Raw genomic sequence first — 17,431 nt, forward strand, 5'->3', positions numbered from 1 at the left:
TTGAAGGTTGGCATCACCGCCGACCTGCTGCGCCAGCAGGAGCGTGGCCGCCTGGATCTGGTGTTCGGCAAGCAATGCAGCCGGGTCGAAGCAGCGGCACGCTGCTGTGGGAAGAACCGCTGGTCTGGGGCGTTCGCAGCCGATCAGCCGCTGCCGGCGGAGAGCCGCTGCCGCTAGCGGTCTTCCCCGAGCCGTGCGTTCTATCGGAATCGGCGGTCACGGCGCTGAGCCAGACGGATCGCACCTGGCGCATCGTCTTCGAGAGCAGCAGCATGGCCGGCTGCCTGTCGGCGGCGCGAGCGGGTTTCGCCACCACGGTCATCGCCGACAGCCAGCGCGGCGAAGGCTTGCGCGTGCTGAGCCGCGAAGATGGCCTGCCCGAACTGCCGGCGGCGCGCTTCTACGCTTTCGCCGGCAAGGACAGTCCGGCCAGCGCGGCACTGATCGAGGCGGCCCGGCGCGCCGGCCAGAGCCGATTCACTCCGCGCGGGCTGCGGGACTGATCAGCGCTGAGGCTGCTTTCGCGGATCGCCCAGAAGCCGTAGCTCCCACGACGAAAACCCCGATCCCCAGCGATGAACGCCTCCAGCATGTGCGGGATCAGCGCCACGGCATCGACCGCCTCGCCATACGCCTGCGCGTGCAGCGCGGCGTAGCGGTCGAGGTCGGCTTTCAGGCTGGCCGGGCAGGCGAAGGTCAGCTTGACGTTTTCGGTCTTGGCAGCGGCCCCAGCCGCAGTTTCTTGGTTGTACTCATCGTGAAGTCCCCGGTTGAAGAACAGCGGCTGGTACGGCCGCAGCACCAAGTCGCGGTTGACGATGATCCTCACCGGCAGGCCGGGCCGTTCGGTCAAGGTGGGCTGGATGTTGAGGTTGCGCCGAGTGACCTCCTGGCCGACCTGGTTCACTGTGTCTTGCAAGCTGTCGCGTCCGGCGATGATGACGCGATCGCCATCTTGTCGATTCTCCGGCGCGGCCAGCTCGGCGCCGATACCCAGCAGCGGTCAGCGCCGCACCGGCAAAGATGCGATCCCAATGCCAGTCCACATCGTCTTCCAGCCCGGCACACCCCGAAGAATCCCCTGCGACAAGGTATCCCTTTCAAGCGCAAGCCAGGCCTCGGTCGCTACAACGTCACCCGTGCAGAGTGGAAGGCGGCCTATCGCGCTGCACGGATCGCCATCGCCAAAGGAGCAGAACCGGACCCCACAACCGATGGGGTGCTCTGGAGAGCGCAGCTGGTTGTTGCCTTCGAGCGCAACGGACATGGTGATCGCCTGGAGCTGCCGGCCAGCGTCAAGCTGGCAGCGAAGCGGCTGATCGATGAGATTGTTGGCGCAGCGTGACCCGTTCGATCAGTCTGGCTTCCGAGAGTTGAACGTGAGGAGATCCGCATGGCTCGTCCGCTTTCCATCATCCTGTGTGACGCCTTCGACCGCTCGGCGAGGGACGTTTTCGAGGCTCCGCAGGCGCATGGGCATTATGGTCTTCCAGCCCCAACCACATGGGATAACTGGGTGTACTGGTGGCGTGGTTTCGCCGCAGGTCTAGCCGGCGACGCCGACTCCATGCCCCTGCTCGCCCGACTGGTGGCCCGGTTGCGCCGAATCGGGGGCTCGAAGCCAGGAGCGGCTTCGAACTTGGCGCCCGGGACCGGCTCACGGATAATGGCCCTCCTCAAGGCAGCCGCAACGGATATTCCCGCTTGGATACACAGCAGCGTCTCGAAGCCGAAATGCGCGAAGCCCTGGGGCTTGCACCCGCTAAACCCGCGCCCGCCAAACCCAAACAGCGTCCCTCCTACATCCAGGTAGAGCTGAGCGTTCGCAAGCCCAGCGGCGGCCCCACCTTTCGCTTCGAGCACAAATCACGCTCGCTCAGCACGCTGGAGGCCCAGCTCGAAGCCGAAAAGATCGTGCGCAAGAAGGGCTGGGAAGTCTGGGCCGTGCTGGATGTGCGCCAGGTTTCCGAATAAGAGCCGCTATCAAAACCTCGCTAATTGTCTGATGCAAATTACGCAACACCCCAGACATAACAAGGCCAGATGAATATCCAGCCGCCGTTCGAAGCGCGTTCGTAGCTTGCCCATGGCCGCCAGCCAGGCGTGGGTCCGCTCGACGACCCAGCGGTGCCGACCGAGCCGTTCCTTGCTCTCGATACCTTTGCGTGCAATGCGGGACTGGATGCCCCGTTGGCGCAGGTGCTCGCGACAGCGTCGGCAGTCGTAAGCCTTATCAGCATGCAGCTTGGTCGGCCAGCGTAGCGGCCGGCCGCGCTTGCCCCGGATGGCAGGCAGGGCATCGACCAGTGACTCGAACACGATGGAGTCATGGCGGTTGGCTCCGGTGACACACAGCGCCAGCGGAGTACCGCTCCTGTCAGGGATCAGGTGGCGTTTGCTGCCGAGTTTGCCTCGATCTGTCGGGTTGGGGCCTGTTTCCGAACCCCCGGGGGCTGGCGACGCAGGCACCATCAATACTGGCTCGGCTCAGGTCGAGCTTGTCCGCCTGTCGCAGCTCGTTCAGCAGCCATTGATGCAACTGCTGCCAGACGCCAGCCTCCTGCCAGTCCCGCAACCTGCGCCAGCAGGTCATGCCACTGCCACAGCCCATCTCCTGGGGCAGGTCTTCCCAGGGAATGCCCGTGCTCAGTACGAACACGATGCCGTTGAGAGCGCGCCGATCATCTAAGCCTGAAGCCCGGGCACCCCGAGAATCCCAAGTCGAGGGGCAGAGGGCATCTACAATGCCGGCCCAAGCCTCTGGTGCAAGTCAGGGAAAAGCTGCTGCGCGAACCATACCGGCAGAGCGGGGAAAATCTCCCTCGCTTTGGGCGTAGGGCTGTCGACCAGCCCCAGTTCGACGAGTTTCCTGAGCTGATCGGTCGCCGTCCGCTCGCCAAGGCCGGTGAAAACCTTGAAGTCGGCTCGGCCGACCTTGCCCTGGGTGAGCAGGACATGCAGCGCACGGGCGACCTCCGGCTTGACTCCCGCCGAGCTGATCCGGGGTTCCCAGGCGAAAATCTTCTCCAGGCGTTCGCGCATCTGGCCGACCCGCATCGCGGCCTCTATGTAGCGCATCTGGTCGAGGCAAGTGTCCAACATGAAACCCACGAACTCGAACAGGCCGGCTTGGGTGAGCTGGCCTCGCCCATCCAGATCGCCCCGGCGCGGCTGATCGGCATTGGCGAGACGGGCGTAATACTGCTCCTGCCGGCGGGCCAGGCCGCGGGAGAGCGACCATAGCGGCGAGGAGAGATTCAGCTTGTGCAACTGGAGATGCGTCAGGAGGCGCACCACGCGCCCGTTGCCGTCGGCGAAGGGGTGAACCCATGCCAGCCGGTGGTGATACGCCATGGCCGCCAGGAGGCGTGTGCGAGCGTCCGCCGGGCTGCCATAGACCTGCTGCATCCGGTTGAGCATCGGCGTGACCGCCGCCCAGGCCGGAGCTGCATGCTGGCCGACCATCACATCCCGCTCGGTGGCATCGCGCAGTTGGCCGGGGACGAGGCGGTCACCATCGGCAAGGCGTAGCTGTTCCTCGGTGGCCGACTCGAACAGCCGGCGGTGTATTCGAGCTGCGAAACTGGGGAGAAAAACTCTCTCCACGGTACTGTGCTGTGCCGTGAGATGGCGCGTTCGAATGCCTCCTGTGCTCCGATGTGTGCCACCGCCAGCTCCGTCAGCTCTTTGCGACTGCGCTTTGGCGCGTGAGGCGCCAGGCTGACCGGCTCGGTGAATTGGCCCTCGATCAGGTTGCTGTAGAAGCTGCTGGTCACCCGCAGCAGGCCACCCACGCAGGTAGTGGTCTCGGGAGGAAGCATCCCTGCCAGCTTGCCCGCCTGGTAAGGAAGCTGCTCGGCCATGCTCAGGATCTCGGACGGAAAATCGGACGGCAGCAGCGGCTCAAGCCAATGCGTCCCGGTCACCAGCTGCATGATATGGCACCTCGTTTGCGGATATTTTTGCAGAAATTAAAAAGCTCTAAAAGACTTATAATTTAAGCATTTATCTACAAATAATGGGTCGGAAGATTACTGCTGTATGCGGAAATTATTGCGGATATTTCTACGGAATTTAGGCCCTCTCGTTGAGGGAGATACCTTCCTGGCAGGACAGGCGGCTCCGGGCCGTCGCAGCAGGTAGAGCGTGGGAGGTCTGCTCATCGCCCGCGCCTTTTGCGCCGGCCATGCCAAGGCCTGAATAGATCGGCATCCGGGCCTGGTGCAAACTCTGGCTCCGGGCGCACCGGCAGTACCGGCGTAATGGCTGACTCGATGTCCTGGTAGGAGAAGAACTCGTAGGCGAGGCCCACCAGCCCGTCCGCGTCGGCGGCCAGCGGGGCTCCGTCCTCGTCGAGAATGGGTACGTCGGAGAAAATGCCGCCGCCGTTCATGTGCGGGGCCTCGCGGCATATCCAGCCGTGCTCGGCCTGTGATTGCCCTTCGGCCTCCCAGCGAATCCGCAGCGAAAATCTCCCTTCGGGAAGTTCGAGCACGGCATCGAGCGTGCCGTGGGCGAAGTCGCGGAAAGGATGGCCCTCGGCGCGAGAGCGCAGGACATGGGCGGTGAAGTGCGGCTGGCGCAGGCAGGCAGCTTCAAGTCTTTCGCTGGCTATGGCCTGGGTGAGTTGGTCGAGGGTGATGGTCATGGGCGCCTCCGCCTTCGTGTTTGCGGCCCAGACTACGCCCGGGGCGCAGCAACCTAAGCGGGCCACTGCGGGGCGCACGATAGGGATTTCGCCGGTACTGCAGGGTTAGGGTTAATACTGGCGCTGAGTGCTCCATGATCCCAGGGACGAACTCGAGCATGTTGGCAGGGGTAAAGCTACCCAGGCATTTTCGCTGGCGGCACCGTTACGGAGCCGCCAACGGCTTCTCCAGGATCACGTTCACGAGGGTGCGGATGAAACTCGGCAGTGCCTCTAGATCACGCACGAGAATGCTGCGCTCGCGCAGCACCCAGGGTTCATCCAACTCGACCACCGCCAGTTGCATAGTGCGCTGGTGGCGCAGCGCCGCGGACTCCGGGAGGATGCCGATGCCCACTCCTGCCTCGATCATCCGGCACATGGCCTCGAAGCCATAGACCTGAATACGTAGGCTGAAGCTGTTGCCAAGTAGTTCGACCTTCTCGCGCAGGAAGTACTGTAGGGTGGCGCCTTCATGCAGGCCGATGTGCGGGTACTCCAAGGTGTCGGCCAGCTTGACACTGCCGCGCCGGGACAGCGGATGGTCGCGTGGAGTGGCCAACACCAGGCGGTCGGTGCTGAAGCGCAGCACCTGCAGACCTTGGGTCTGCACTGGGCCAGCGATGATCCCAAGGTCGGTCGAGCCGTCCAGTACTCCGCGCACGATGTCGCGGGCTAGACGTCGCTCCTGCAGATCGACCGTCACCCCAGGCCGTTCGACGAGGTAGCCGGCGAGGATTTCCGGGAGAAATTCAGTGACTGCCGTGGTATTGGCGAAGATGCGCACATGTCCAGCAGCCTCGCTGCCGTAGTCGGTGAACTCGCTCTTCATGTACTCCACCTGGCGCAGAATCCTTCGCGCATGTTGCAACAGCAGATTGCCGGCAGGCGTCAACTCGACGCCCCGACTGTCGCGGTAGAGCAGGCGGCTGCCGAGCTCCTCTTCCAGATGTTTGATCCGCGTGCTGGCCGCCGCCGGGGAGATGAACGCCTTACGCGCGCCCTGGGTCAGGCTGGGCGACTCAGCTATATGCGCGAACAGACGTAGGTCGGCCAGATCGAAATGCATGGCGGTGTTCTCTCTGTATGGCGTTAAGCAAATCCGAACGCCTCCTTCCAGAAATCCAGATTCACAGATCGCCCCCCGCTTGGCAATCATGCAATCAACAACAACAAAGCACGGAAAATTGCCGATGAAACACCTCGATTCTTCCTCGCCGACAGCCTGTACCTCAGACATCCGTACGCTCTTGACCGGCGTTCGTGAACTAGTCGCACCGCCGCGTCCTTAGCGCCGCAGAAGGGACGTCGCTCCCCGACGAGCCGCGGGCTCACTGAGCTCGATCTTCTTCCCTCACACAACAGGATTCCCGTGCGCCGCCGTCAGGCTGCGTGCCGTGGAGGCTTTTTTCCGCCGCAAGCGCGGCACCACCTGGGTAATAACAATGACAATCAAGAAGTTAGGGCGCACCCTTTACATTCAGGTAGTAATCGCCATCGTGCTGGGTGTTGCGATTGGCTACTTCTGGCCACAAACCGGTATCGAACTCAAGCCGCTGGGCGATGCTTTCATCAAGCTGATCAAGATGATCATCGGCCCGATCATCTTCTGTACCCTGGTTTCCGGCATCACCAGCATGCAGGACGTCAAGCGGGTCGGCCGGGTCGGCGGCAAGGCCCTGCTGTACTTCGAGCTGGTTTCCACTGTGGCATTGTTTATCGGCCTGTTGGCGGCACACCTGCTGCGTCCCGGCGAGGGCTTCAACGTCGACGTGCATAGCCTGGATGCCAGCGCTATCTCTGGCTATGTCAACCAGGCAGCGCATGGTGAAGGGTTCGTTGGCTTCCTGATGCACACGATACCCAGTACCTTCTTCGATGCTTTCGCCAAGGGCGAGGTCCTGCCGATCCTGATGGTCTCGGTGTTGTTCGGTATCGCCCTGCTGCTGATCGGCGAACCTGCCCGACCACTGATCGAGCTGATCAATCAGGCGTCCGAAGTATTTTTCCGCATCGTCGGCATGATCAGCCGGGTGGCACCGCTCGGTGCGCTGGGAGCCATCGCCTTCACCGTCGGCAAGTACGGCCTGGGTTCGCTGGTGCCTCTGCTCAAGTTGATCGGCACCTTCTACTTCACCGCCTTCCTCTTCGTCGCCTGTGTGCTCGGCAGCATTGCCCGGCAGGCCGGGTTCAGCATCTTCCGTCTATTGGGTTACCTCAAGGCCGAATTGCTGATCGTACTGGGCACCAGCTCCTCGGAGTCGGCACTGCCGCAACTGATGAAAAAACTGGAAGACGTCGGTTGTTCGAAAGGCGTGGTCGGCATCGTGGTACCCACCGGCTACACCTTCAACCTGGACGGCACCAACATCTACATGACCCTGGCGGTGCTGTTCCTGGCCCAGGCCTGCAACATTCCGCTGACCCTGGAACAGCAACTGACCCTGCTGGTGGTGACGATGCTCACCTCCAAGGGAGCGGCTGCGGTGGTCGGGGCCGGCTTCGTCGCTTTGGCCGCGAGCCTGGCCACGGTGCCGACGGTGCCCGTCGAAGCCATGGTGCTGATCCTGGGCGTAGACCGCTTCATGGCCGAATGCCGAGGACTGACCAACTTCATCGGCAATGCGGTGGCGGGAGTGGTGGTGGCCGCCTGGGAAGGCGAGCTGGACCGCTCACGGATGGGGCCGATCGCCCTGAGGCGCGACCGCCACTCACCGGCACCGACCAATGAGACCGAGCTTACCCGGAACACCGGACAGAACGGGTCAGAGGCCACTCGGCGTTAAGTCAATCAGAACGCATCCATACAGAACCTCGGATTCCAGATCTGCCATCGCTGGCGATCGTGCATACAAAAAGCGACATCTCTACGGAGTACTACCCATGAGTCAGATCGACCTTTCTACCTGGATCGGCCGCAGTGAAGAGATCCATGACCAGTTGAGCCTCAATCTGGTCAAACGCATCGCCGCAACCCTCGGCACACAGACGCCAGCCAGTGGCGAGCCGCTACCGCCCTTGTGGCAGTGGGCGTTCTTCCAAGAGCCGCTGCCCGAAGTTGGCCTCGGTACGGACGGCCATCCGGCACGCGGCGGCTTCTTGCCGCCAGCGGACAACCGCAACCGTATGTGGGCCGGCGGCCGCTTCGAGTTCTTTGCGCCGCTGCGGGTTGGCAGCGAGGCCACCTGCGTGTCGACCATCGCCCAGGTCGAGGAGAAGGTCGGCAAGACTGGCGCCCTGTTGTTCGTCACCGTGCGTCATGACTACCTGCAGGACGGCCGCCTAGCCGTGCGTGAGGAGCAGGACATCGTTTATCGCGAGCCCAGCCCGCCGAAGACCCGCAACGACGAGGCGGTGCCGCCGGGTGACTGGCGCGAGGCGGTCGAGCCGACCTCCACCTTGCTGTTCCGCTATTCGGCAGTGACCTTCAACGGCCATCGCATTCACTACGACTGGCCCTACGTGACCGGCACCGAGGGCTATGCCGGTCTGGTGGTGCACGGTCCGCTGATCGCCACCCTGGTGCTGGGCGCCTTCTGCCGTGCCAATCCTGCCGCGCGCCTACGGCGCTTCGCCTATCGCGGCCTGCGCCCGCTGATCGCGCCGGACGCCTTCGAGATCGGCGGGCGTATCGTCGCGCCGGGGCACGCCGAGCTCTGGGCCGGCAACGCCAACGGTATCGCCCAGAAGGGCGAGGTCTACTTCGACTGAGGGCCGGCTCCTGCGGGAGCCCTGCGATGTCGCGGCGCTCGACATGGGCGCCGCTCTCCACCAACCCGATCCTGTCCTGTGCGGCCGAGCACCCGCTCGCTGCCGCTCGCCTCTTGAGGAATCCGCTATGACAACCGCACCATCGTCCCGCCCGCTCGACGGCATCACTGTGGTCAGTCTCGAACACGCCATCGCCGCGCCCTTCTGCACCCGCCAGCTAGCCGACCTCGGCGCACGGGTGATCAAGATCGAACGCCCCGGCACCGGCGACTTTGCCCGTGGCTACGACGAGCGGGTCAAGGGCCTGGCCTCGCACTTCGTGTGGACCAACCGCTCCAAGGAAAGCCTGAGCCTCGACCTCAAGCAGAACGAGGCCGGGGAGATCCTCGACGCCCTGCTGGGCAAGGCCGACGTGCTGGTGCAGAACCTCGCGCCGGGCGCCGCGGCACGTCTGGGGCTGTCCTTCGAGGCGTTGCACGAACACTTTCCGCGGCTGATCGTTTGCGACATCTCCGGCTACGGCGAGGGCGGCCCCTACCAGGACAAGAAGGCCTACGACCTGCTGATCCAGAGCGAGGGCGGCTTCCTGTCGATCACCGGTGGGGCCGGTGACGACGAGATGGCCAAGGCCGGCTGCTCGATCGCCGACATCGCCGCTGGCATGTATGCCTATAGCAACATCCTCTCCGCCCTGCTACTGCGCGAAAGAACAGGCGAGGGCAGCCACATCGACCTGTCGATGCTGGAAAGCCTGGTGGAGTGGATGGGCTATCCGTTGTACTACGCCTTCGACGGTGCCACGCCGCCGCCGCGTGCCGGGGCGGCGCACGCCACCATCTACCCCTACGGCCCATTTCCGGTGGGTGACGGTGGCACCGTGATGCTCGGCCTGCAGAACGAGCGCGAGTGGCGGCTGTTCTGCGACAAGGTGCTCAGGCGCCCGGAGCTGGCGGACGACGAACGCTTCGACGGTAACTCTAAGCGTTCGGCTCAGCGCGAGATGCTGCGCGCGATCATCCTCGACTGTTTCGCCGCGCTGAGCACCGAAGAGGTCATCGCCCGGCTGGAGGCCGCACCCATCGCCAACGCCCGGGTCAACGACATGCAGGGTGTCTGGGAGCATCCGCAGCTCCAGGCGCGCCAGCGCTGGAGCGAGGTCGGCAGCCCGAGCGGCGTGCTGCCCGCCCTGCTGCCGCCTGGGCGCAACAGCGCCTTCACCCCGCGCATGGCGCCGATCCCGGCGCTGGGCGAGCACAGCGAGGCGCTGCTCAGCGAACTAGGCTACGCCCCGGCCGAGGTCGCCCGCCTGCGCGACGCCAGCGTGATCTGAGGGGAGATGCGCATATGAACCAAGCGATCATTCGCAGTGCCCTATTCGTTCCCGCCAGCCGTCCCGAGCGCATTCCCAAAGCGCTGGTCAGCGGTGCCGATGCGGTTATCGTCGACCTTGAAGATGCCGTCGAGGAGACGCTCAAAGAACAGGCACGGGCCAACCTGGCTGCCTTCCTCGCCGCCCATCCCGAGGCACGGCTACTGGTACGGGTAAACGCTGCCGGGCATCCCGGCCACGCGGCCGACCTCGAACTCTGTGCTCGCCAGCCGGGGGTCTGTGGCGTACTGCTACCGAAGGCAGAAAGCGCTGAGCAAGTGGTGCGAGCTGCAGTCACTGGCAAGCCGATCTGGCCAATCATAGAGAGCGTGCGCGGCTTGCTCGCGCTGCCGGAAATCGCAGCCGTCAAGGGGATCGAGCGGTTGTCTTTCGGTGCCCTCGACCTCGGTCTGGACATCGGCTTGGCCAATGGTAGCGCTGCTGCCGGTCGCCTGCTCGACCAGGCGCGCTACGCTATTCTGCTGGCCAGCCGTGATGCCGGGCTGGCTCCCCCCTTGGACAGTGTGTTTCCGTCTATCCAAGATCTTGACGGACTTCGACAAGCCGCTCGCGACGCCCGCGATATGGGCTTCGGCGGTCTGCTATGCATCCATCCCGTACAAGTGCAGGTAGTACACGCGACTCTGATGCCAAGTGCCAGCGAGTTGGACTGGGCGCAGCGCGTGTTGAGCGTCGGTAACGGCAGCGGGGTATTCGTGGTAGACGGAGAGATGGTCGATGCGCCGGTACTCGGCCGCGCCCGTCGCTTGCTAGAGCAAGCAGGTCAGATATCCGCCTGAAAAACGCGCTGCCGCTGCGGCGGCAGCGCGTGACACAGTGTTTCACAAAGCAATAACCAGAGAGGGAGTCCCCTATTCATGAAGATTGGGCCCTCATTTATGCACTACATCTCACTAATCGTCGCCAGTCCGATTCAAGCCGCTGAAGCGGTTAAGTATCCAGAACATAAGGAACGCCAAGTCATAGCGGTTCCGCGATCGCGGCACCTTCATCTTGCACGTGGAAGACGAGCATCGTCACCGCTGACTATTCCCCCGGCCTGCGCCATCTCCTAGGAGCCCTCTGATGATCAACCGTCTCGACCACTTGGTACTGACTTCCTCAGATCCGGATGCCACCACGCACTTCTATACCCGGGTGCTCGGCATGCGCCTGGAAACCTTCGGCAACGACCGCATCGCGTTCCGCTTTGGCAACCAGAAGATCAACCTGCACGTGCGTGGCCACGAATTCGAACCCAAGGCCCACCTGCCGGTACCGGGAGCCCTAGACCTGTGCTTCATCGCTGAGATGAAGCTGGCGGAGGTGATCGCCCATCTGCAGAGGCAGAACTGGCCGATTGTGGAAGGGCCAGTTCAGCGCACCGGCACTACTGGGCCGATTCGTTCGGTGTACATTCGTGACCCCGACTTCAACCTCATTGAAATATCCGAATACCTGTGAGACGGAGAAGTGTCCATCGCGAGCGTCGTCTTCCTTGACAGCGACGAGGGAGCGGGGCGGCCTCTACTATCGGGACACCCCGCACGAACGGCACACGGCGATCAGCTCGTTCGCCCTGGTCGGCGATGGCGCGGATGGGGACGAGGAGGACTGTGGCTGGCAAGTGGTATCGGCGCGGGGGCAGGCTGAACCGATAGGCGAGCGCCAGCCCGATCAACCCTGAGAGACGCCTGCTGGCGCCTATTTTCAGCGGGGAAAATCGCCTCAGATGGTATGGCAGATGGAGCTGTTGTCCTGATCGGTAAATGCCGGATACAATCCGGTAAACGCCGAATAGGAGGCTGCCCCCATGCTTGCTGAAGTCCTGCGTGACCATGGCTACACCGCATATCGGGCGCGTCTTCAAAGCCTGCTGGACATCCCGGAGTCGGCAACCGACTTCGAGATCCACACCCGGATCACCAAGGGCTTTCCTGCGACCCGCCTGGTGCAGCTGACCGAGGCCGGGGTGGTCACGCCGCTGGAGCGCGATCAGATCATCCCCCTGCGAACCCTCAAGAGCCGCATCGAGCGGGATCAGCCGTTGACCGTGGAGGAAAGCGACCGGTTTTTTCGCGCTGCCCACATCACGGCAATGGCCGAGGCCGTCTTCGGTGACCGCGAGAAGGCCAAACGCTGGCTCTCCAAGCCCAAGGAGCGGTTTTCCGGCCTGACGCCCATGCAGATGCTCACCACCCAGCAGGGCACCAGCCAGGTGGAGGAAATGCTGCTGCAAATCGTCGAAGGCCTGGCCCTGTGATTCTGTGGCGGATCAGCGCCTACGCCGACCTCAGCGGAATCGGCGGCCTGCGTGCCAGTGGCCGCTGGCACCACCTTGGCAGGCCGGTCGTTTACGCGGCGGACAGTCCGGCCGGTGCGATGCTGGAGGGGCTGGTCCACCTGGAAATCGACCCCGAGGACTTCCCCACAACGCTCCAGTTGATCCGCATCCAGCTTCCGGACCCGGTTTCGCGGGCCGAGCTTCCGCCGCTGCCGGAGCACTGGAAGTCCGATCCGGAAGTCACGCGCGCCATCGGGGATCACCTCCTGGATGGGCGAAGCGCTCTACTGCTCCCAGTGCCGAGCGCCATCATTCCCTGCACGACCAACTACCTGTTCAACCCGGTGCATCCAGAGGCCAGCGGGGCGAGCATTCACGTAGAAAAATTCCCCTCGATTCCCGTCTCCTTTGACCGAGGCCCTATGAGCAACCATCTGCAAGTCCTGCGCGAGCACCTACGCTGGCTCGAAGATCAGCCTGCCGACTACAGCAACGGCATCCTCGGAAAGGCCGCCCTGGTGACGATGGTCACCGAGGCACTGGAGCCCGTCGAAGCGTTGGAGCGCGCCGCCGAGCTTGTGACCCGGTATACCTTGTCCAGCGAGGCTTGGGTCAGCCCAGTACCGGCCCGGGCGCTGGAGGTCTTGATCCGATGCGCGGCAAACCTCGCCCTTCAGGGGGGGGAAGGATAGCGCGGACGGCGTAGCCGTCCTCGGGTTTGCCCTCAATGAGGCGTCTGTTGCTGCTCGATGTACTGGCGGACGACTTCGATGGGCGCACCGCCGCAGCTGCCGGCGAAATAGCTCGGGGTTCAGCGCATGCTAAAACTTACCCAAAGCCATCATGGAGAGAATAATAATCCAGTGGCTCAAAATAGCTGTAGAAGCCTTAGGCTTATACGTCCATCTTCCTTAAAGCCATTATCAACTAAAATATCTGAACCAAGATTTATCATCAGCTGCGTGCTTGGCGAAACGAAGAAAGAGGTTCCAACAGTATACCTAAGGGTATCAGGTTCGTCGTTCATGCTCACGCCATCGATTTTACTCTCGCCTCCCCAGAGTTTCGATAGACTAGCACGAACATCAAATGTACCGGTAAGGTGGTAGCGTAGAAAAATCTGACCCTGGTATAGGGCATCCTGCCTTTTTGTAACACCACCGCTTCCATAGTCATCGTTCTTGCCGAAGAGAGTTACATCGCCAACTAAGTCGAGGCTCACTTTGTCGCTCAGGGCGGTAGCATAGCCAGCCTGCAAAGCAAATTTCCAGCGATTCTCACCAAGGTTGATCGCTCGGTCTCTTTCATAACTACCGGTAGGTACATAGAGGAAAGGGGTTATACCGAAATAGCGTTGTCTAACTGGATCATTTAATGGCCAGACAGTGGCAGCCAGGATTAAGTCACCAATACCACTATCACTACCAAGGCTTTTCGTTTCACCATTAGCCCGCATACTGCCGAATGGCAATAGAAATTGAGGATCGACAATATACTTGCCAAGTTGCATATAGTGCACAACGCGCAGGATGCCTATGTCGGAGTCTAGCCCGGCAGCACTGGACTGCTTATGCCCATCGACATAAAGCTTATTGCGCTCTGCATGCTGATAGTACAGCAAACCTATAGTACTACCATCAGGGAGCGGCGCATAATCACCGGCCTCAACATCCACAGCCGCGACGCCGCAAGAAAATGCAGCCGACAAGCAAAATAATGAAACATGCAAGGTGTATATAATATATGGCTGACGCAAAAGCGAGGAATCGCTATTGCCGGCCAGCTTAACAAACCAGCTCATCAATATTACCTTATTGTTTTTGTTTGCGGTCTACACTGTAACTCTTGAAAATCAAGAAAAATCATCTTATACAAAGCACACTACATGCCAAAAAATAAAAATATAATAAATTCATTAGGTTGCAGAAAGTTATGTCGTTACCACAGATCACAAAAGCAGTATTTCTGCATCCTTGTCTCAATTTGATACAATCACTTGACCCGGACCCAGTACAAACTTGATACACACCTATTAGACGCATGCCATGAACAAATCCAATAACACAGCAGCGACCGCTTTTGCCCTACCCGCCGACCTAGCACAGTACAACTCATTAGTTGCCCGATCTTGGAATCGTTCGCGTGACTATGGGCTGTCTCCGGCCGATAGGCTTTTATTCGATGCCCCATTGGTAGCTAGTGGTGACGAGATACTCGAGTGCAACCGTCTACTGCTTGAATACGCAACTCCAGAAATGCAACAACTGCACTCCGCCCTAGCCATGCAGGATTGGATGCTTGCCTGTATAGACCCGCAAGGAGTGGTGCTAAGTACCTTCAGTGATCGCAATCAAACCACACGAGAACTCAACCAAATATTTCGCATCGGTGTTCAGATGTCAGAGCAAAATGTTGGCAGCACCGCTCCCAGCTGCGCTTTAGTAGAACAAGTACCAGTTGTCTTCTCTGGCACTGAGCATTACTTAGAAGAGGCTCGGCAGTTCTCGTGCTTAGCCACGCCGATCTTCGGCCTCGACGGCAGACTCACCGGAGTTCTGAACCTCAGCAGTAAACAAAGCGTACCTTCGCTCTATATATTTGAATCTTTAATACTTACTACCCGCACCATCGAGAACCGTCTATTCACGCAACTTGATGACGTGTTATTGGTACACTTGCATCACCGCCCGGAAATTCTCGCTACACCGTTGGAGGGACTGTTAGCCTTCGATCTGTCCGGCAAGCTGCGCAACGCCAACCGTATCGCCAGAGAGGTGTTGCAGCTTGGTAGCAACCTAGCTGGACTGGATTTCGCTGATCTGTTCGAGCTACCGTTCGCTCATGTTGTTCGTTATCGTCATCATGACCTCGGTAAGCCGCTGCATCTGCGCAGCCACCTTGGCAGTAAACTGTACTCCTACATAACCATTAGTTCGACTAAGTATCCGAAGTCGAAGCCAAGGCCTGCGACGGCGCAACTCACCAAGCCGCCACTACCATCGACACCTTCCCCCTGCCTACAGGATCCAGCTGTACAAGCAGCTCTCAGCCGTGGGCACAAGGCCTTTGCGCATGACATACCAGTGTTGATCAATGGCGAAACAGGTGTCGGCAAGGAAGTTTTCGCCCGGCTGCTGCATGATGGCAGCAATCGGATGGGCGAGCCCTTCGTGGCAATCAACTGCTCGTCCATACCGGCCAGCCTGATCGAATCTGAACTGTTCGGCTATGTCGAAGGTGCTTTTACCGGCAGTCGCAAAGGTGGTGCTACAGGAAAAATCGAGCAAGCACATAAAGGCACCCTCTTTCTTGACGAGATTGGTGACATGCCTCTTGAACTGCAGGGCCGCCTACTGCGCGTTCTGCAGGAGCGCAGCTTGACTCGTCTAGGCAGCAACCAGGTAATTCAAGTGGACTTCGCATTGATCTGCGCCACCCACCGTGACCTCAAGCAGCTCTGCACCATCCAGAAGTTCCGCGAAGACCTCTACTACCGTATCAATGGATTGCGCGTGACCCTGCCGGCTCTACGCCAGCGTCAGGACTTGGCAATACTGATTGAGCATCTGCTACGAGTAGAAACTACGGCACGCCAACCACTCAGATTGAGCATGGCGGCGCAGCAGGCGCTACTGGCCTATCACTGGCCAGGTAATATTCGCCAGCTCTATCAAGTGCTGCGTTTGGCGGCGGCGTTGGCAGAGGACGAATGGGAAATCGACCTGAAGCATCTGCCAGAGGAAATATGGGAAGGTCACGAAAGCAAGATCGAACGCTTGGCCAAGATCGATACACCACAGCTGCATGCAGGAAGGACTCTGCAAGCCTCCGGACTATGCGCGATCAGATCGGCCTTAGAGGCAACCGGCGGTAATATTTCGGCTGCCGCGCGCAGTCTTGGCATCGCACGGGCAACTCTGTATCGAAAACTGAAGAAGCTGGAACAAAGCTAATAGCCCCTTATCAGAATAGAAGGCACGAAAGGCCCGCTTGGGCGGGCCTGCCAGGGCAAGGAGCGGTGTGCAAAGAAAAGCGAAAAAGTTGCTCCCCGCCACCAGAGGGGTAGGCCATGGCGGGGAGCACAGTGACGGTGACGCTGGGAGCCCGGGCCGGCCAGCGGGGCAGCCGGCCCGGGCGATCCGCAGGCCTTAGAAGGCGTTGCGGAAGATTTCTTCGATCTGCTGCTGGTCGGCCGGGCGCGGGTTGGTCAGGCCGCAGGCGTCCTTCAGGGCGTTGGCGGCGAGGACCGGGATATCGTCGGCCTTGGCGCCCAGCTCCTTCAGACCGCCCGGGATGCCGATGTCCTTGGACAGGGTGCGGACCGCGGTCAGGGCCGCCTGGGCGCCCTGCTCGGCGCTCAGGCCCTGGACGTCGACGCCCATGGCCTTGGCCACGTCGCGCAGACGCTCCGGGCAGACACTGGCGTTGAAGCTTTCCACGTGCGGCAGCAGGACCGCGTTGCAGACGCCGTGCGGCAGGTCGTAGAAGCCACCCAGCTGGTGTGCCATGGCGTGTACGTAGCCCAGCGAGGCGTTGTTGAAGGCCATGCCGGCGAGGAACTGGGCGTAGGCCATGTTCTCGCGGGCGGTCATGTCGCCGCCGTTGGCCACGGCGTTGCGCAGGTTGGCGGCGATCAGCTCGACGGCCTTCAGGGCGCAGGCGTCGGTGATCGGGGTGGCGGCGGTGGAGACATAGGCCTCGACCGCGTGGGTCAGGGCGTCCATGCCGGTGGCGGCGGTCAGGCCCTTGGGCATGGCGGCCATCAGCGAGGGGTCGTTGACCGACAGCAGCGGGGTGACGTTGCGGTCGGCGATGACCATTTTCACGTGGCGGGCTTCGTCGGTGATGACACAGAAGCGGGTCATCTCGCTGGCGGTGCCGGCGGTGGTGTTGATGGCGACCAGCGGCAGCTGCGGGCGGACCGAGCGGTCGATGCCCTCGTATTCGCTGATGTGCCCGCCGTTGGCGGCGCACAGGGCGATGCCCTTGGCGCAGTCGTGCGGCGAGCCGCCGCCCAGGGAGATGACGAAGTCGCAGCCGCTGCTCTTGAGCAGGGTCAGGCCGTTTTCGACGTTGCTGACGGTGGGGTTCGGCTTGGCACCGTCATACAGAACGGAAGCGATATCCTGCTGGGCCAGCAACTGGGAAACCCTGTCGGCCACGCCGGCTTTCGCCAGGCCGGCGTCGGTGACGATCAGCGCCTTGCGGAAGCCATGGTTCTTGATCGCGCCCATGGCCTCGTCGAGGCTGCCGATGCCCATCATGTTCACTGCAGGGATGAAGAAGGTGCTGCTCATGAGGATTTCCTCTCTATTGTTGTCTTGTTTTTAAAGCGACCTTGCACACCAGGCGGCCGCGCCGGACCTTCCCGATGCCCGCG

16 protein-coding genes and 4 pseudogenes are annotated in these 17,431 nt (G+C 61.5%); 10 read left to right on the forward strand and 10 right to left on the reverse strand.

Features of this window, described 5'->3' with window-relative positions:
- Positions 1–503, forward strand: a pseudogene (locus tag Atro_RS21925) (LysR substrate-binding domain-containing protein); the annotation flags it as partial.
- On the opposite strand, the gene Atro_RS21930 reads toward Atro_RS21925, so the two are convergent.
- Together Atro_RS21930 and Atro_RS21935 are read right to left on the reverse strand one after the other, a co-directional pair.
- Positions 401–781 (reverse strand): DUF2274 domain-containing protein, encoded by a 381-nt coding sequence (locus tag Atro_RS21930; RefSeq protein ID WP_497928011.1) that lies wholly within the window; start codon positions 779–781, stop codon positions 401–403. The pseudogene Atro_RS21925 and the gene Atro_RS21930 sit on opposite strands and share 103 nt — an antisense overlap.
- Positions 764–1,073 (reverse strand): annotated as a pseudogene (locus Atro_RS21935) (TraB/TrbI/VirB10 family type IV secretion system protein); the annotation flags it as partial. The pseudogene Atro_RS21935 and the gene Atro_RS21930, both read right to left, overlap by 18 nt.
- Before the next feature lie 661 nt (positions 1,074–1,734).
- Here Atro_RS21935 and Atro_RS21940 point away from each other — a divergent pair.
- On the forward strand, positions 1,735–1,974 hold the full coding sequence (locus tag Atro_RS21940) for a hypothetical protein (RefSeq protein ID WP_497927877.1): 240 nt from the start codon (positions 1,735–1,737) through the stop codon (positions 1,972–1,974).
- A 9-nt stretch (positions 1,975–1,983) separates the two neighbouring features.
- On the opposite strand, the gene Atro_RS21945 is transcribed toward Atro_RS21940, so the two are convergent.
- The 5 genes from Atro_RS21945 to Atro_RS21965 all read right to left on the reverse strand — a co-directional run bounded on the left by Atro_RS21945 (position 1,984) and on the right by Atro_RS21965 (position 5,756).
- Positions 1,984–2,746 (reverse strand): IS5 family transposase gene (locus Atro_RS21945; RefSeq protein ID WP_497928009.1). Its coding sequence is split into 2 segments (ribosomal slippage): positions 1,984–2,452 and positions 2,451–2,746, totalling 765 coding nucleotides; the frame shifts between segments, so codons are not numbered across the junction.
- Positions 2,740–3,570, reverse strand: a complete 831-nt coding sequence (locus Atro_RS21950) for a Fic family protein (protein ID WP_497928010.1) — start codon at positions 3,568–3,570, stop codon at positions 2,740–2,742. The genes Atro_RS21945 and Atro_RS21950 overlap by 7 nt, the downstream gene beginning before the upstream one ends.
- Positions 3,465–3,935: a hypothetical protein gene (locus Atro_RS21955; RefSeq protein WP_497927878.1), complete on the reverse strand. Its 471-nt coding sequence runs from the start codon at positions 3,933–3,935 to the stop codon at positions 3,465–3,467. The genes Atro_RS21950 and Atro_RS21955 overlap by 106 nt, the downstream gene beginning before the upstream one ends.
- A gap of 224 nt (positions 3,936–4,159) precedes the next feature.
- Positions 4,160–4,648 (reverse strand): hypothetical protein, encoded by a 489-nt coding sequence (locus Atro_RS21960; protein WP_497927879.1) that lies wholly within the window; start codon positions 4,646–4,648, stop codon positions 4,160–4,162.
- 205 nt (positions 4,649–4,853) lie between these two features.
- Complete coding sequence (locus tag Atro_RS21965) at positions 4,854–5,756, reverse strand: LysR family transcriptional regulator (protein ID WP_089170125.1); 903 nt, start codon at positions 5,754–5,756, stop codon at positions 4,854–4,856.
- A 376-nt stretch (positions 5,757–6,132) separates the two neighbouring features.
- Here Atro_RS21965 and Atro_RS21970 point away from each other — a divergent pair, with 376 nt between their 5' ends.
- From Atro_RS21970 to Atro_RS22000, 7 genes and pseudogenes are all read left to right on the forward strand, one after another.
- A complete protein-coding gene (locus Atro_RS21970) occupies positions 6,133–7,473 on the forward strand; it encodes a dicarboxylate/amino acid:cation symporter (protein WP_497927880.1) in 1,341 nt (446 codons plus the stop codon).
- A gap of 97 nt (positions 7,474–7,570) precedes the next feature.
- Positions 7,571–8,398: an HTD2 family dehydratase gene (locus Atro_RS21975; protein WP_089170124.1), complete on the forward strand. Its 828-nt coding sequence runs from the start codon at positions 7,571–7,573 to the stop codon at positions 8,396–8,398.
- Positions 8,399–8,525: 127 nt separating this feature from the next.
- Complete coding sequence (locus tag Atro_RS21980; RefSeq protein WP_497927881.1) at positions 8,526–9,728, forward strand: CaiB/BaiF CoA transferase family protein; 1,203 nt, start codon at positions 8,526–8,528, stop codon at positions 9,726–9,728.
- Positions 9,729–9,742: 14 nt separating this feature from the next.
- Positions 9,743–10,567 carry an HpcH/HpaI aldolase/citrate lyase family protein gene (locus Atro_RS21985; RefSeq protein WP_497927891.1) on the forward strand — a complete coding sequence of 275 codons (825 nt, stop codon included), beginning with the start codon at positions 9,743–9,745 and terminating at the stop codon, positions 10,565–10,567.
- 286 nt (positions 10,568–10,853) lie between these two features.
- The gene (locus Atro_RS21990; protein ID WP_497927882.1) at positions 10,854–11,231 is read left to right on the forward strand and encodes a VOC family protein; all 378 of its coding nucleotides are present in this window, start codon (positions 10,854–10,856) and stop codon (positions 11,229–11,231) included.
- A 349-nt stretch (positions 11,232–11,580) separates the two neighbouring features.
- Positions 11,581–12,030 carry an Xre family toxin-antitoxin system antitoxin gene (locus tag Atro_RS21995; protein ID WP_089169991.1) on the forward strand — a complete coding sequence of 150 codons (450 nt, stop codon included), beginning with the start codon at positions 11,581–11,583 and terminating at the stop codon, positions 12,028–12,030.
- Positions 12,027–12,440: pseudogene (locus tag Atro_RS22000) on the forward strand (RES family NAD+ phosphorylase); the annotation flags it as partial. The gene Atro_RS21995 and the pseudogene Atro_RS22000, both read left to right, overlap by 4 nt.
- Positions 12,441–12,775: 335 nt before the next feature.
- Here the strand turns inward: Atro_RS22000 and Atro_RS22005 are convergent.
- Both Atro_RS22005 and Atro_RS22010 read right to left on the reverse strand, forming a co-directional pair.
- A pseudogene (locus tag Atro_RS22005) lies at positions 12,776–12,862 on the reverse strand (transposase); the annotation flags it as partial.
- A gap of 57 nt (positions 12,863–12,919) precedes the next feature.
- Positions 12,920–13,852 carry a transporter gene (locus Atro_RS22010; protein ID WP_497927885.1) on the reverse strand — a complete coding sequence of 311 codons (933 nt, stop codon included), beginning with the start codon at positions 13,850–13,852 and terminating at the stop codon, positions 12,920–12,922.
- A gap of 244 nt (positions 13,853–14,096) precedes the next feature.
- Here Atro_RS22010 and Atro_RS22015 point away from each other — a divergent pair, with 244 nt between their 5' ends.
- Positions 14,097–16,004 (forward strand): sigma-54-dependent Fis family transcriptional regulator, encoded by a 1,908-nt coding sequence (locus Atro_RS22015; protein WP_497927886.1) that lies wholly within the window; start codon positions 14,097–14,099, stop codon positions 16,002–16,004.
- Positions 16,005–16,199: 195 nt separating this feature from the next.
- Here the strand turns inward: Atro_RS22015 and yiaY are convergent, their stop codons facing one another.
- Positions 16,200–17,348 (reverse strand): L-threonine dehydrogenase, encoded by a 1,149-nt coding sequence (yiaY, locus tag Atro_RS22020; RefSeq protein ID WP_497927887.1) that lies wholly within the window; start codon positions 17,346–17,348, stop codon positions 16,200–16,202.
- Positions 17,349–17,431 lie beyond the last annotated feature (83 nt).

The sequence above is a fragment of the Azotobacter tropicalis genome (assembly GCF_059739045.1).